General features: G+C 42.7%; 14 protein-coding genes. 9 read left to right on the top strand and 5 right to left on the bottom strand.

What is annotated here, in order from left to right:
• Position 1 precedes the first annotated feature (1 nt).
• Both QL229_RS00520 and QL229_RS00515 read left to right on the top strand, forming a co-directional pair.
• A complete protein-coding gene (locus tag QL229_RS00520) occupies positions 2 to 1,345 on the top strand; it encodes a sigma 54-interacting transcriptional regulator (RefSeq protein WP_235383267.1) in 1,344 nt (447 codons plus the stop codon).
• A gap of 8 nt (positions 1,346 to 1,353) precedes the next feature.
• Positions 1,354 to 1,854, top strand: coding sequence for a DUF1543 domain-containing protein (locus QL229_RS00515; protein WP_199526287.1), 501 nt, complete (start codon positions 1,354 to 1,356; stop codon positions 1,852 to 1,854).
• Position 1,855: 1 nt separating this feature from the next.
• Here QL229_RS00515 and QL229_RS00510 read toward each other — a convergent pair whose 3' ends face one another.
• From QL229_RS00510 to pdsR, 4 genes are all read right to left on the bottom strand, one after another.
• Positions 1,856 to 2,065 (bottom strand): hypothetical protein, encoded by a 210-nt coding sequence (locus QL229_RS00510; protein ID WP_054551195.1) that lies wholly within the window; start codon positions 2,063 to 2,065, stop codon positions 1,856 to 1,858.
• Positions 2,066 to 2,115: 50 nt separating this feature from the next.
• Positions 2,116 to 2,286 (bottom strand): hypothetical protein, encoded by a 171-nt coding sequence (locus tag QL229_RS00505; RefSeq protein WP_158685596.1) that lies wholly within the window; start codon positions 2,284 to 2,286, stop codon positions 2,116 to 2,118.
• Between the two features lie 112 nt (positions 2,287 to 2,398).
• The gene (gene pdsS, locus QL229_RS00500; RefSeq protein ID WP_281546398.1) at positions 2,399 to 4,525 is read right to left on the bottom strand and encodes a proteobacterial dedicated sortase system histidine kinase; all 2,127 of its coding nucleotides are present in this window, start codon (positions 4,523 to 4,525) and stop codon (positions 2,399 to 2,401) included.
• On the bottom strand, positions 4,525 to 5,214 hold the full coding sequence (gene pdsR, locus QL229_RS00495; protein WP_063527939.1) for a proteobacterial dedicated sortase system response regulator: 690 nt from the start codon (positions 5,212 to 5,214) through the stop codon (positions 4,525 to 4,527). Before pdsR ends, pdsS begins: the two co-directional genes overlap by 1 nt.
• Before the next feature lie 219 nt (positions 5,215 to 5,433).
• Between pdsR and pdsO the strand changes: the two genes are divergently transcribed.
• From pdsO to QL229_RS00480, 3 genes are read left to right on the top strand one after another with little or no spacing between them, the layout of a single operon-like run.
• Positions 5,434 to 6,171 carry a sortase-associated OmpA-like protein PdsO gene (gene pdsO / locus QL229_RS00490; RefSeq protein ID WP_063703305.1) on the top strand — a complete coding sequence of 246 codons (738 nt, stop codon included), beginning with the start codon at positions 5,434 to 5,436 and terminating at the stop codon, positions 6,169 to 6,171.
• Between the two features lie 26 nt (positions 6,172 to 6,197).
• Positions 6,198 to 8,198, top strand: coding sequence for a marine proteobacterial sortase target protein (locus QL229_RS00485; protein ID WP_281546397.1), 2,001 nt, complete (start codon positions 6,198 to 6,200; stop codon positions 8,196 to 8,198).
• Positions 8,186 to 8,773 carry a class GN sortase gene (locus tag QL229_RS00480; protein ID WP_138558366.1) on the top strand — a complete coding sequence of 196 codons (588 nt, stop codon included), beginning with the start codon at positions 8,186 to 8,188 and terminating at the stop codon, positions 8,771 to 8,773. Before QL229_RS00485 ends, QL229_RS00480 begins: the two co-directional genes overlap by 13 nt.
• Here the strand turns inward: QL229_RS00480 and QL229_RS00475 are convergent.
• A complete protein-coding gene (locus tag QL229_RS00475) occupies positions 8,680 to 9,627 on the bottom strand; it encodes a DMT family transporter (protein ID WP_138558365.1) in 948 nt (315 codons plus the stop codon). The two genes, QL229_RS00480 and QL229_RS00475, sit on opposite strands and share 94 nt — an antisense overlap.
• A 122-nt stretch (positions 9,628 to 9,749) precedes the next feature.
• Between QL229_RS00475 and proB the strand changes: the two genes are divergently transcribed.
• The 4 genes from proB to gltX all read left to right on the top strand — a co-directional run bounded on the left by proB (position 9,750) and on the right by gltX (position 13,881).
• Positions 9,750 to 10,853: a glutamate 5-kinase gene (gene proB / locus QL229_RS00470; protein ID WP_281546396.1), complete on the top strand. Its 1,104-nt coding sequence runs from the start codon at positions 9,750 to 9,752 to the stop codon at positions 10,851 to 10,853.
• Positions 10,854 to 10,917: 64 nt separating this feature from the next.
• The gene (locus QL229_RS00465; protein ID WP_281546395.1) at positions 10,918 to 11,889 is read left to right on the top strand and encodes a GGDEF domain-containing protein; all 972 of its coding nucleotides are present in this window, start codon (positions 10,918 to 10,920) and stop codon (positions 11,887 to 11,889) included.
• Between the two features lie 66 nt (positions 11,890 to 11,955).
• Positions 11,956 to 12,315: a glutathione S-transferase N-terminal domain-containing protein gene (locus QL229_RS00460; protein ID WP_135925962.1), complete on the top strand. Its 360-nt coding sequence runs from the start codon at positions 11,956 to 11,958 to the stop codon at positions 12,313 to 12,315.
• A gap of 81 nt (positions 12,316 to 12,396) precedes the next feature.
• Positions 12,397 to 13,881 (top strand): glutamate--tRNA ligase, encoded by a 1,485-nt coding sequence (gene gltX, locus QL229_RS00455; protein WP_138558364.1) that lies wholly within the window; start codon positions 12,397 to 12,399, stop codon positions 13,879 to 13,881.
• Positions 13,882 to 13,977 lie beyond the last annotated feature (96 nt).

Below are 13,977 nucleotides of genomic sequence, written 5' to 3'. Positions count from 1 at the left end.
CATGAGTGAAGAAACAAAACCACGGGTTTTATTAGTTGATGATGATGCCAGCTTATTAAAATTACTGGCTATTCGGATTGAATCTAAAGGCTATCAGGTAAGCACAGTCGAAAGTGGTATTGAGGCGTTACAAGCGTTAAAAAATCAAACCTATGATGCGGTGATCACCGACTTAAGAATGGATGAAATGGACGGCATGGCTTTGCACCGTCAGCTACAAAGTCGTTATCCTTCAATGCCGGTGATTATGATGACAGCACATGGTTCGATACCTGATGCAGTTGAGGCAACTAAACAAGGTATATTTGCGTTTATTACCAAGCCTGTAGATAAAGATGAGCTGTTCGACAGCCTTGCTAAAGCTATCGAAATTCATGGTGTACACGGTGATGAAACACCGACACAAACTAATATTGTCACCCGTAGCGGGGCGATGTTGCATTTACTTGAACAAGTTAGATTGCTTGGTCCAACGCAAGTGAATGTGTTGATCTCTGGTGCCAGCGGCACAGGTAAAGAGTTGCTTGCACAAGCAATACATCAACACAGCCATGTTAGTGACGGGCCATTTGTGGCAATTAACTGCGGCGCTGTGCCGGGGGAGCTTTTAGAGTCGGAATTATTTGGGCATAAAAAAGGCGCGTTTACAGGTGCAGTAAAAGACCATCAAGGTTTGTTTCAACAAGCACAAGGTGGTACCCTTTTTCTAGACGAAATTGGTGATATGCCGCTAAATTTACAAGTAAAACTGCTGAGGGTTTTACAAGAGAAAACCATTCGTCCTGTGGGCTTTCAAGAAGAGATCCCAATTGATGTGCGAGTGGTGTCGGCGACCCATAAGAACCTCCCTGAGGCAATCAATAATCAGCAGTTCCGTGAAGATTTATATTACCGATTAAACGTGGTGAACTTAAAACTGCCTCCGCTTTGTGAACGCCGAGAAGATATTAGTTTGCTAGCACAGCATTTTGCAGGTCTTATTGCTAAACGTATGGGGCAAGAGCAAAAGCAGTTTGCCAACGATGCGATGCATGCACTGGTTCGCTATGACTGGCCGGGTAATATTCGTCAATTACAGAATGTGATTGAGCAGGTAGTAGCTCTTACACCGGGTAAAGTGATTGCAGCTCAGTTGGTAGAGAGTGCATTAAACAGTAATATTAGTATTGCTGAACCGCTTTCGTTAAATGATGCAAAAAAAGAATTTGAGCGAGATTATTTAATTAATACGCTAAAGATGTCAGCAGGTAATGTTGCCGAAGCCGCAAAACTTGCGAAACGTAATCGCTCAGATTTTTATAAATTAATTAAAAAGCACAACATTAATGTTGAAAGCTTAATATAAGGAAAAACATGGCGCTTTTTTTAGTCTATCTGGGCGGTCGTATTCAAGGTTGCCACATTGAAATGCACGACGTTCGATTTGTCGTAGGCGATAACATTGAACAAACCTATTCAAAACTTAAAGCACAATGGGTGGGTGATAAAAGCAATGTGCACATGGATAGCTATATGCAAATTCAGCATATTGATGGCTATCAGGTCGAAGTGGTTGATACCCAGCATCACCAAGCTGAAAAACTATACTTTGTAAATTTAGGTGCTTACCGAGCAGATAGCCTTGCTGAACAACATGATTTTGCATTGTACGTTGCGCGTAGCAGTGAAGAAGCAAAGCAACGCGCTAAAGAGTCTTTATTGGCTGGAATGACTCATCTTCATAAAGATGATTTACACGATGTAGACGATTGTTTTGCGATTGATTTGTTAGATAGCAACTTATCAATCAAATTAACGCCAAGCGGGCAAGCACAAGCAATGAAGCCCGATTGGTTTGGCTATCACGTGCTTTAAGCTATTCTTGGTTATCGTTTTTACTGGCAACTTTAAAGGCGATAATCACCAACCCAAATAAGGCAAATGGCAGTGCAGCGAGTAAATACTCAACGGTATGGCTGTCTTGGTAGTTAGGCTGGAGTAGGAAGTGACCTGCAACACAAAGTAAAATAGCCACGAACAAAACGGGCAGTAAAATCAGTTCTTTTTTAGGTGAGTGTTTTTTCATTACAAGGCGTTATATTCCAAAGGTGCGCCATTGTAATGAGCTACCCTTAGCTAGGTCAAATAAGTTGCTTTGTAGTTTGCTTTATATTGCGCTGTATCAACTTTTTTGGTGTCAGCTTTTACAGGCTGCTTTTTTGGAGCCGCTGGTTTATCGGTTGTTTCATTATAGCTAAATAGCCCCATAATGAACTCAATCTCTTCACGTTGTAATCCAGATCGCATGATGCCCTCCAAAAATAATTTGCCTTTTGTATTACAAATGTTACGTCCTGTAATCTGAATTATCGGTGAATATCGCGCCACTAAACTGTAATCATATGTAACGCAAATGTGCTTATTTAATAGGCAGTTCCACAGTAAACACAACACCTGTGCCATCATCTAAATTTTCTGCTAATACTTTACCGTGATGGTAATCGCAAATAAGCCTTACAATATAAAGACCTAAACCCAAGTGGGGCTGCTGCTGATGTTGCTGACTTCTCACTGAGACCATTGAGTCGAAAATATGTTCAACTAATCCATCAGGTAATAGAGGACCTTGGTTGCTAATTGTTAGTACTGCGTGTTGATCTTGCTTGGTTAAACTCACGGAAATTGTGCTTTGCGGGGTTTTAAACTCAAGTGCATTGTTGATGAGCTTATCGAGTAATTGCGCAATAAATTCTGGTGCGCCGCTGACATTTAACGGCTCTTTATCAAGCGACAAGGTAAATAGACTTTCACCATAGGTTATTTGATAGCCCTGCATGCAGCCGGTGATCACCTTGGTCAGGTCAAACTCTTCTGCCTCGGCATTTTGAATACTTTGTTCAAGGCGCGTTGCTTCACTCATGGTGGTAATAATTTTACCTAACCGCTCAACCCCTTCACTGGCACGGTCGAGGTATTTTTGACTCAGTTCAGATTGCGGCTGCATTTGTAGGTTTTCAAGCGATGACCGCACAACAGCAACTGGTGTACGAAGTTCATGGGAGAGTCGCGATGACATATTTTCTAAGTAATCAGTATAACCACTTAAGCGACTAACAATGTTAGCAAAACTGCGAGAAAGGTCGCCAATTTCGTCATTCGAATCGGCATAAGTAATTTTGCCGGTGATCCGCCCTTGAGCATCAATAGCTTGCTCGGCATTGTCACGTAAGCGGCGAATACGGCTAGAAATTCTAGAAGCAAAAAAGAACAGTGTCACAGTGCCAACAAGCATCACCGCTAAAATGACATTAAAGAGCTTCTCTAACGATTTATTACGTAGGGTGCGCACACCGTTGGTGGTTTCTTCTGCGATTACTGCACCAATGACTTTATCTTGGATCCAAATAGGGTAGGCCGCCGATAAAATAACGGCTTTGTTATCTGGAGTTAAGCGCCATGATGATGCAGGTTTCCCATTTAAAGCACTGGCTATGTGAGTACCTTGCATCGCTGCGACATCATGTAAGGTATCAATAAACTCATTTTCTGGGCGAGTTAAAATTTTATAGTAAAGTGGGTGTAAGTAATCTTGCTCAAAGCGTTGCCACCAGGTTGTTGCGGGCTCCTCTTTTAGGCCGTCTGCCCACACGCCATCGGCATGATGAATTGAGCCTGATTGCGCAAGTACACGATGATGGTTATCGACGACCCAAATTCGACTACCACTGTGGCCCATGCCTTTCAAAATACGGTTAATTTCTGGCGAAGGCACCAAAACAGAGCCGATATCATTGGGATTTTGCAGGTTTGAAGTCGACATAAGCTGAGGCTCAACCTTGTCTTCATCCCAGTCTTCAATAGCAAAACCGAGCTTATTACCTAACATAGAAAGCGGAAAACGCAGCTCTATGTTGTAACCCGTGTCGGTGCTTTTAAAGTAGCCTTGGATTTTCGTGACCGGCTCTTGTGTTTTGGCATCAAAAGCATTGACCCAGCCATCTTGACGGGCGGCCACCACATAACTTTTAAACTCACCTTCAGGTGTTTTTAACATGATCTGTAAGTGATCATTACGGGTAAAGCTGAGCACATTTTTAGCACGATACACCAGTGAGCTATCAGTGACTTTAAATGCCGCATAAAGGTAGTTTTCGTATTTGCCTACCATGTGATCAAAACTTAGATCACTTGGTTGATGATCATTACTTAACCCCTGTAAGTAGCGCTTGTCGTAATGCCAAAATAAGCTTTGATAAGGCTGCCACTCCGACAATTTACCATCAAGTTGAATCGGGTTATTTAGGTTATAGGCGTATAAATCTCGACCTTTTACAACTTGATCTAAAAAGTTGGTTTGCGAGTCAAACAAAGCAGGGCGTTCATGTAATGCGGTAGCGAGTGCACGAGTGGTGCCCACTAAGGTTTTTTCTTGCCCTTGTCTTAAGAACTTTTCCATTTCCCAAACATACTCATAGCCAAGCCAAGGCAATAAAAATAAAAAGCAGGATAAGAAAATAAACTTTGTTCTAAGCCCCAAACGCAGCATTAAGCTTGCTCCCAGCGATAACCCATACCGTAAACGGTATCAATGCAGTCAAATGCATCATCTAAAGCAATAAACTTTTTACGAATGCGTTTTACATGCGAGGTAATGGTGCTGTCATCAACATAAATTTTCGCATCACTCATTAATTCGTTGCGGCTTTTAACATGGCCTGGACGCTGCGCAAGTGAATGCACCATCCAAAACTCTGTCACGGTTAAATCAACCAGTTGCTCTTGCCAAAACACCTGCATGCGCTGGGTATCTAACTTTAATGGGCCGCGATGCAAAAGAGCGGTTTGATCGGCGGGTTGATCGAAGGCATCAAGGCGTCTAAACAAGGCACCAATGCGAGCAGCAAGATGCGCCATACTGATGTCTTTGGTTAAGTAATCGTCGGCTCCCATGCGCAGACCGCATACGGTATCAATTTCGCTATCGCGGGCGGTTAAAAATATAATCGGTAAGGTTTTAGAAAGACTGCGTAATGTTTGGCAAAGTAAAAAACCACCATCCACTTCATGGCCAAGGCCAATATCAACAATGGCTAAATCTGGTAAAGATTGACTAAATGCCAGTTCAGCACTGGCTCTGTCAGCAAAGCCTACAACCTGATAGCCCTGAGCACTGAGCATTTCTGTGTAGTTTTCGCGGATTGCTGTTTCATCTTCAACGATTGCTATTTTCTTCATTGTTAATACTTACTTAAATTCTTTCTATAGCGAACTATACCTAATTTTTTGCCTTGCGTACTGGCAAAAACGCGATTGCCATTTTTCTGCCACAATTGCTCAGCAGTTTGCCTTTTTTGATCCCCTTTATTGCCATTTCGACTTGTTTTAATAGCTCCATACCAAGTTCGCAACACCAACCAATGTTGCCAAGCAATTAAGTAGAAAAAGGATTAAACCATGAAAAAATTAATTATTGCCGCTGTTATCACATCTGCTGTATCTGTAGCCCCTTTTGCAGACGCTGCGAGTCAAACTAAACAAGAAACACCAAAAGAAACAGCTATTGGCTTAGGTGCAGGTGCCCTTGTTGGCGGCATAGTCGGCGGCCCAGTGGGTGCATTTATTGGCGCGTTTGCTGGTGGCTTAATTGGCGAAAAAGAAGCGGCAGACAACACTATTGATGAACAAGCCCACGCATTAGTTGTAATGAAAGAGCAAACCGCTGATTACCAACAAGTGATTGCTGATAACGCAGCCCTAAGTGAGCAGCTTGAACTATTAGCTGACGAAAAAGAGCAGTTACTACAAGCCCAATTGAACACCTTATTGGCGATGACGGTACAGTTTAAAACCGGCTCTAGCGAAATAGCCCCACACTTTGCTAATCAACTCGACAAGGTCGCGCAGTTACTGATTGCCCAGCCAAATCTGGCTATCGACTTAAATGGCTTTGCAGATCAGCGTGGTGATGAGTTGGCTAATTTAATGCTTTCAAAACAACGTGTAAATGCAGTGCAAAGCTACTTAATTAAACAAGGCGTACCTCATACCCGCTTAACCGCAACTGCCTTTGGTGAGCAGCAAAGTGTTGCCGATTCAAATAACTACGAAGACAACGTGTTTGATCGCCGCGTAACCTTAACGACACGCCCTGTGTCACAAAGCAGCTTACGCACAGCGCAAAGTAACCACTAATTCATCTGTCGATGGAGTGACATATTATGTTGAGTAACCGTACCAAAAGGCTCCTTTTTGGGAGCCTTTTTATCCTCTTATTAGGTTATGCAGTTAACCCTGCATTTGCAGCCAATGCCAGTGCCGAACTGCGATTTTATGATGATTCAAATAGCCAAGTGTCTTCGGGTTTATTAGTGAAAAACGATGTCACTATGACGCTCACTGGGCTTATTAATCATGTTGTTGTTAAACAACGTTATCAAAACCCGCACCCGTTTGCAGTAAATGCCCGTTATGTGTTTCCGTTACCTGATGAAAGTGCTGTTCATGCCATGCAAATGCAAATAGGTGAGCGCATTATCACCGGTAACATTGCCCTTAAACAGCAGGCTGAACAGCAATTTGAGCAAGCTCAAAAACAGGGTAAACGCGCCGCTTTAGTTCGTCAGCAACGTGCGAATATTTTCTCTACTGATGTGGCAAACCTTGGAGCAGGGGAAGAGATTGAAATTACCTTGCAATACCAAGAGATAATCGGTTTTCGAGATGGTGTGTTTTCACTGCGTTTTCCAACCACTATTACGCCGCGCTACGAACCTTTAACGGCAGAACTACAGCAAAAAGCGAATCTAGAAACAAAAGGCACTGAACAACAGAACGACGCAACAGCTAACACAGCTCAAGTGGCATCAGCGTGGCTAAAGCCTGTTTTTCATCGTACACAAAGCCAAGAGTCTGATGCGAGCCTAAACCTTGCAATTGCGATGGATATTGGCCTTGAACTCAGTGATATCAGCGCTAATTTAGTGGGTCTGCAAATTGATAATCCAAGTTTTGGTCGGTACCAGTTATCACTTAATCGTGATGTTCCAATGGATAGAGACTTTGAGCTTACATTTAAACCCCTTGATAAAGCCCACTCACAGGCTGCATTTTTTACCGAAACAGTAGCAGGGCAAGAATATGGTTTACTAATGTTAGTACCGCCAAGCGATCACTTTACCTCGCAAGCTCGTCTGCCTCGCGAAATGGTATTTGTTGTTGATACCTCCGGCTCAATGCATGGCCAATCAATGGAGCAGGCCAAACAAGCCTTGTTTTATGCTTTATCGTTATTAGATGAAAATGACAGTTTTAACATCATAGGCTTTGATAACGAAGTGTCGGTATTAAGTGATACGCCAATGATTGCCAATGACTTTAACATTCGCCGTGCAGAGCGCTTCATTTATGGCTTACAAGCCGATGGCGGCACCGAAATAGCAAAAGCACTGACTCAGGTACTTGATGGTAAACAGCATGATGGCTTTGTACGCCAAGTGGTGTTTTTAACCGATGGCAGTGTGGGTAACGAAACGCAGCTATTTAAACAAATTCAAACAGATTTAGGTGACAGCCGACTCTTTACCGTCGGTATTGGTAGCGCGCCTAATAGCTTTTTTATGACCAGAGCTGCAGATATTGGCCGTGGTACATTCACTTTTATTAGTAGCACCAGCCAAGTACAGCCAAAAATGCAGCTACTTTTTGATAAGCTGGCGCATCCAGCAGTTACTGAGCTTGCTCTTGAAGGCGACAAAGCAGCCCTTGAGTATTGGCCATCGCCATTACCTGACTTGTATTTTTCAGAGCCGGTTTTGGTTGCCGTGAAGCTTGATGGCAGTCAGCACTTAACATTAAAGGGGCAGACAAACACAGGACCAATGACGATTAATTTAGCAACTGCCAATGCTGCACACGGCGAAGGTATCGCTAGACTCTGGGCCAGACAAAAAATTAAATCGCTGCTGCTTTATAACGAAAAACAGGCGGTACGCGCAGAAGTCGAAGCACTGGCACTTCAGCATCATTTACTTAGCCCTTTTACAGCCTTTATTGCAGTTGATAACTACGCGGGTAATGAGGTTGCAGAGCGTTCAATGCAAGTGCGAAACAAACTTCCTAACGGCATGACGCTACCGCAAACCGACGGACAAAGCCGAGTGTTTATGCTACTTGGGTTGCTGCTGCTTACATTCTCATGGTTATGGCAATGGCGGCGCTAAAAAAAGCGCTGCCAGTTTGCAGCGCCTTACTTGGCATCGCATTGTTTGTTAATGGCGGATATATGCAGGCGAAAGCGTGGCTGGCACAGGCTCTGATTGAGTCTGCTTGGCAGCAAGCTTTGCAAAGTCCTAATGAGCAAGTAAGGCCTTGGTTTTACGCCGATGGTTATGTCACTGCACATATAAATTGGCCAAGTCAGCAGCAAGAGGTGACTGTACTTGCTGGTGCATCGGGGCGAAACCTCGCGTTTGCCCCCGGGCATTTTTTGCCAAGCGGTGAACTTGGCAGCTCAAAAGGGGTGTTAATAGCTGGCCATAACGACACCCACTTTGCATTTTTAAAACATGTCGCAGTGGGTGAGCAGTTCAGTATGCAGTTGCAAAATGGCCAGATTGAGCACTATCAAGTTCGTAGCATTGATATTATTCATCAAAGCGAACAGGGCTTCTTAGCACAATCAGGCCTTTATTTATTAACCTGTTACCCTTTTGACTCGTTAGCTTCAGGGACAGAGTTTAGGCTATTGGTGTCGGCTGATAAATTATCGTCGTCTACGTCAACTTTCAGCTCTTGATGACGTTGACTAACAATAACACCGGCGAATACCACTGCAATACTCACCCATTGCCATAGTGTGAGTACTTCGCCAAGTAAAATAGCTGACAAAATTAACGCAAAAATTGGAATGAGGTTTGAATAAGCAGCAGCAGTTAATACCGACACCTTACTAATGGCGTAGTTGTACATGCCATAGCCGCCTAAAGTGACACATGAGCCTAAATATAAAATGCTCAATAGGGCACTTAAATCGTGCTGATTTTCGCTGGGTAGTTCGATGAAAAATAAAAAAGGCGCAAAGAACAAACTACCACTAAACCCTTGAATTGCAATTAAAGTAAGTGGTGAATAGCGGGTCACTAAGTGCTTTACACTGACGGTATAAAAGGCGGCGCACACCATCGCCATCAATTCTAAAAAGTTACCGAGCAGTGGGTTAGGGGCTTGCTCTGTGCTTGGTGATAATAGCGTTAATAAAATACTGCCACCAATACACAAGGTAAAACCAACGACGATGGCTTTACTGATGTACTCTTTTAATATTAAGAACGCCAAAATAGCGACGATAATTGGTAAACAAGAGACAATTACCCCAGCTTGCGATGCCGAAGTATATTCAAGAGCATGCCCTTCAAATAAATAATAAAAACAAGGCTCAGCCAGTGACATACCAATTAAATACTTCCAGTCACCTTGTTTGAACTTAAAGCGGATCACATAGCGCCATAAACATAAGCTAATCAATAATGTGGTTAGCATTCTTAAAAAAATGACTAATACGGGATCATAAACATTGATTGCATGCTTTAAAGCAATGTATGAGCTACCCCATAAAAAGGTCGCAATAATTAAGCATAAACTGGCTGGCATAGGTGTCGCTATTGAGTAAAAAAACGAGAGCGCGATCCTAGCATGAATTTTTTTAACTTGTTCAAAAACTGTTAGCTGGTATATATAAATTCTCTATTTTAATTACAGAATATAAGAATCAAATGCAAAGGCCACACGTCGTTGTTGTAAAGCTGGGCACAAGCGTGCTGACAGGCGGTACCGACAAATTAGATAAAGCACACATGGTTGAACTTGTTCGCCAATGTTGCGAGTTAAAAAAGCAGGGTTATCAGGTTGTTTTAGTATCAAGTGGCGCGGTTGCCGCAGGTCGCGAGCAACTTATTACTTCCTGTGGTCGTTCTTTGATTGAAAAACAAATGCTTGCCGCTATCGGCCAAGGGCAGCTTATTCATATTTGGCAGAGCTTGTTTGCTTTGTATGGAGTGAATGTTGGGCAAATGCTCTTGACCCGCGCCGATGTAGAAGACCGTGAACGTTACTTAAATGCCCGCGATACCTTAAATGCGCTACTCGCTCATAATGTGGTACCAATTATTAACGAGAACGACGCCGTGGCCACCGCCGAAATTAAAGTCGGCGATAACGATAACTTATCTGCTTTAGTCGCAATTTTAGCAAATGCAGAAAAGCTGTTACTGCTAACTGACCAAGAAGGTTTATTTACCGGTGATCCGCGCTCTGATGTGAATGCCACACTCATCAATGAAGTGACGCATATTAATGATGAACTCAGAGAGCTCGCTGGTGGCAGTGGCACAACCCTAGGTACCGGAGGTATGGCAACCAAACTGCAAGCGGCCGATATTGCACGTCGCGCCGGTGTTGAAGTCATTATTGCCAAAGGCGCTGGCAAAAATGTGATTTTAAATTGCATGGCCGATAAGCTCCCAGGTACACGATTTTTAAAACTCACCGCACCAAAAGATGGCCGTAAAAAGTGGCTTCTTGCTGGGCCTAAAAGTAGCGGACAATTAGTGATTGATGATGGCGCAAGCGCCGCGCTTAAAGAACGTGGCGCAAGCCTTTTGGCTAAAGGCGTAAAAACAGTGCGAGGGCAATTTGAACGTGGTGATGTGATTGAAGTAGTGACGAGTCAAGGCCAGTGTATTGCTAAAGGTCTCGTTAATTTTAATCATCAAGAAATTGATCAAATTAAAGGTTGCCATTCATCGCAAATCACCCAGTTGCTTGCGTTTGCGCCGAGCAGTGAAGTTATTCACAGAGATGATATGATTTTGTTATAGTTTTTTAGTATTTCTGATAAAGTTAACTAAACTAAAGTTATATATAGTTTTGGGGACTTTATAGATGGCGTCTAACGCTTGCGGACATGACTGGTTTGTAGAAATTACGCAACAAGAAGAAGAGGCTGGACTTGACGAGGCGCTTATAAAATCTGTGAGCGAATTGGAAGAGTTTTCGCGCTATGCAATCTATATTAACAAAGTCTTCAAACCCGGTTTCCCAGCCCGTCTACTAAATAAAGACTCGTTGATAGAAGAGCTTACTGAGTCTGAAGTTAATGAACTTATTGATAAGGTTAGCCGTAACAAAATTCGTATAAGTCGAAACTATGGCTTTATTTCGACTTACATACCTGTTTATTACATGGGTAATGTGGTTGGCGTGCTTGTTGTTGAGTCAGAAAAAGAGTTGTCAGAGAGATGTAGTATGTTGGCAATTTATATGCTCAACATTTATGCCAACCAACTAGCGCTGCTTTATAAATCACAATTGGATCCCCTCACTGAGTTACTTAACAGGCAAACTTTTGATAAAAAAGTCATCGATATCGCATCAACTACTGTAAAAGGACAAAGCGAATTAGATCCCCATCATCGCCAATGGTATCTTGCTATTGTTGACATTGACCACTTTAAAAAAGTGAATGACAACTATGGCCATGTTATCGGTGACGAAGTGATTTTGTTAGTCGCTCAACTGTTAAAAAATAACTTTCGTATTGAAGATTACGTGTTTCGTTACGGTGGTGAAGAGTTTGCAGTGCTATTTCAAGCAAGCGACGAGTTAGATGCACGTAATGCGCTCAATCGTTTTCGCGGATGTGTTGCCGAATACCCGTTCCCGCAAGTGGGTAACTTAACCGTGAGTAGCGGTTTTATGCCGATTTATGAGTTTGAAATGGTTGCCAGTCTTGTGCAAAAAGCCGATCAAGCCTTGTATCACTCAAAAAACAAAGGCAGAAATTGTGTTACAGCCTATTCTGAATTAGATATCCCAGATTCTCAATGCAGTGATGACTCAATAGAGCTGTTTTAGCCTGTTGCAGCGTCTCTTGCTGTGTTAAAATTGGCCACTATTTTTAGAACCCTATGAGAAGGTGAGATGAAGTTTGTTCGTTGGTTGTTAGGCCGCATCATTTTGTTTTTTGATTTTGTATTCACGCCACGTAGTAAAAAGCGTCCGGCTGCTGAGCAAGCGGCGCTTGATTCAGTGACATCACAATTTAAGTTATATCAATTTAAGGCCTGCCCATTTTGTGTGAAAGTTCGTCGTGCAATTAAGCGTCAAGGTCTTTCAGTTGAAACTCGTGATGCCAAAAGTAACGAGCAATTTCGCCAAGAGCTTTTAGAGCAGGGCGGAAAAATCAAAGTGCCTTGTTTACGTATTGAAGAAAACGGCCAAGTAACTTGGTTGTATGAATCAAACGATATCATTGCTTATTTAGATAAAGTCGCTGCATAAAGCGGCTTTACACTTCGATTATAGCCCGTGCTGTGCTAGCATTTGGGCAAATTTTTTAATTGTCTTTTGAGAGATATAACCATGACAATTCGCACCCGTGTTGCTCCGTCACCGACAGGTGATCCGCACCTAGGTACAGCATACATCGCATTATTTAACTACTGTTTTGCTAAGCAGCAAGGCGGTGAGTTTGTGTTACGTATTGAAGATACAGACCAAGTTCGTAGTACGCCAGAATCAGAGCAAGCTATTATGGATAGCTTGAAATGGTTAGGCTTAAACTGGGATCACGGTCCCGATGTTGGCGGTGAGTTTGGTCCATACCGTCAGTCTGAGCGTAGCGATTTATATAAGAAATTCGCGCATCAACTCGTTGAACAAGGTAAAGCGTTTTATTGTTTTGCTACGAGCGAAGAACTAGATCAAATGCGTGAAGAGCAAATGGCCGAAGGTCTGCGCCCTAAATACGATGGTCGTGGTTTAAACCTTTCTGAAGATGAAATTAAAGCAAACCTTGAAGCGGGTAAGCCATACGTAATTCGTATGAAGATCCCAAGCGAAGGCACGTTTAAGTTTAACGACTACCTACGTGGCGACATTGAGATCCCATGGGAAAATGTAGACATGCAAGTGCTACTTAAGGCCGATGGTTTCCCAACTTACTTCCTTGCCAACGTTGTTGATGATCACCACATGCAAATTAGCCACATTTTCCGTGGTGAAGAGTGGATCAACTCAGCGCCTAAGCTATTAAAATTATATGAAGACTTTGGTTGGGAAGCGCCAGTACTTGGTCACTTACCGCTTCTTCGTAACCCAGATAAGTCAAAATTATCGAAGCGTAAAAACCCAACTTCAATCAACTACTATAAAGAAATGGGTTACCTACCAGAGGCACTATTAAACTATTTAGGCCGTATGGGTTGGTCAATGCCAGATGAGCGTGAAAAGTTCACTTTAGATGAGATGATTGAGCACTTCGATATGAAACGTGTGTCGCTTGGCGGCCCTATTTTCGACATCGATAAGCTTAGCTGGTTAAACGGTATGTGGATCCGTGAAAACTTATCTGATGCAGAACTAATGCAACGTTTTGTTGATTGGAAATTTAATACTGAGCTATTCGCCAAAGTATTGCCAGAAGCAAAAACGCGTATTAATACGCTTTCTGACATGGTTGACCTTGCCGGTCACTTCGTGGGTGGTATTCCAAGCTATGATCCTGCGCTATTAACAGCGGGTAAAGCTGATGAAGATGTAATCCGTCAAGCATTACAGTTCTTCATCTGGCAATTAGAAGGTTTACGCAGTTGGGAAAAACCAGCGATTTTTGCTATCGCAAAAGAAGTTGCAACTTTCCATGAGTTGAAGATTAAAGACTTCCTTGAGCCAATTTTCGTGGCTATTACAGGTAAGACATCTTCAACATCAGTACTTGATGCAATGGAAATTTTAGGTTCAGACCTTTCACGTGCTCGTTTACGTGTAGCATTAGCACTTATTGGTGTGTCTAAAAAGCAAGCGAAAAACATCGAACGTGCCTATCGCGATTATCCGCAAGCTTAATCGTAATATAACTTTCAAAAACCGAGCTTTATGCTCGGTTTTTTTATGTTTGATTGACAGGTTAGATGGTTTTTAAGCAAGCTGAGTTAAATGTAA

The organism is Pseudoalteromonas sp. PAR1 (assembly GCF_947311895.1).
GTDB lineage: Bacteria > Pseudomonadota > Gammaproteobacteria > Enterobacterales > Alteromonadaceae > Pseudoalteromonas > Pseudoalteromonas lipolytica_C.
Note: the sequence above shows the minus strand (reverse complement) of the source record. Positions and strands in the feature narration are given on the sequence as shown.

What these genes read in the sequence shown, in the direction of transcription:
- QL229_RS00460 (WP_135925962.1), top strand. Translation starts at nt 11,956, where the DNA reads ATGAAGTTTGTTCGTTGGTTGTTAGGCCGCATCATTTTGTTTTTTGAT.
- QL229_RS00475 (WP_138558365.1), bottom strand. Translation starts at nt 9,627, where the DNA reads ATGCCAGCCAGTTTATGCTTAATTATTGCGACCTTTTTATGGGGTAGC.
- gltX (WP_138558364.1), top strand. Translation starts at nt 12,397, where the DNA reads ATGACAATTCGCACCCGTGTTGCTCCGTCACCGACAGGTGATCCGCAC.
- pdsO (WP_063703305.1), top strand. Translation starts at nt 5,434, where the DNA reads ATGAAAAAATTAATTATTGCCGCTGTTATCACATCTGCTGTATCTGTA.
- proB (WP_281546396.1), top strand. Translation starts at nt 9,750, where the DNA reads ATGCAAAGGCCACACGTCGTTGTTGTAAAGCTGGGCACAAGCGTGCTG.
- QL229_RS00505 (WP_158685596.1), bottom strand. Translation starts at nt 2,286, where the DNA reads ATGCGATCTGGATTACAACGTGAAGAGATTGAGTTCATTATGGGGCTA.
- pdsS (WP_281546398.1), bottom strand. Translation starts at nt 4,525, where the DNA reads ATGCTGCGTTTGGGGCTTAGAACAAAGTTTATTTTCTTATCCTGCTTT.
- QL229_RS00465 (WP_281546395.1), top strand. Translation starts at nt 10,918, where the DNA reads ATGGCGTCTAACGCTTGCGGACATGACTGGTTTGTAGAAATTACGCAA.
- pdsR (WP_063527939.1), bottom strand. Translation starts at nt 5,214, where the DNA reads ATGAAGAAAATAGCAATCGTTGAAGATGAAACAGCAATCCGCGAAAAC.
- QL229_RS00515 (WP_199526287.1), top strand. Translation starts at nt 1,354, where the DNA reads ATGGCGCTTTTTTTAGTCTATCTGGGCGGTCGTATTCAAGGTTGCCAC.
- QL229_RS00480 (WP_138558366.1), top strand. Translation starts at nt 8,186, where the DNA reads ATGGCGGCGCTAAAAAAAGCGCTGCCAGTTTGCAGCGCCTTACTTGGC.
- QL229_RS00510 (WP_054551195.1), bottom strand. Translation starts at nt 2,065, where the DNA reads ATGAAAAAACACTCACCTAAAAAAGAACTGATTTTACTGCCCGTTTTG.
- QL229_RS00485 (WP_281546397.1), top strand. Translation starts at nt 6,198, where the DNA reads ATGTTGAGTAACCGTACCAAAAGGCTCCTTTTTGGGAGCCTTTTTATC.
- QL229_RS00520 (WP_235383267.1), top strand. Translation starts at nt 2, where the DNA reads ATGAGTGAAGAAACAAAACCACGGGTTTTATTAGTTGATGATGATGCC.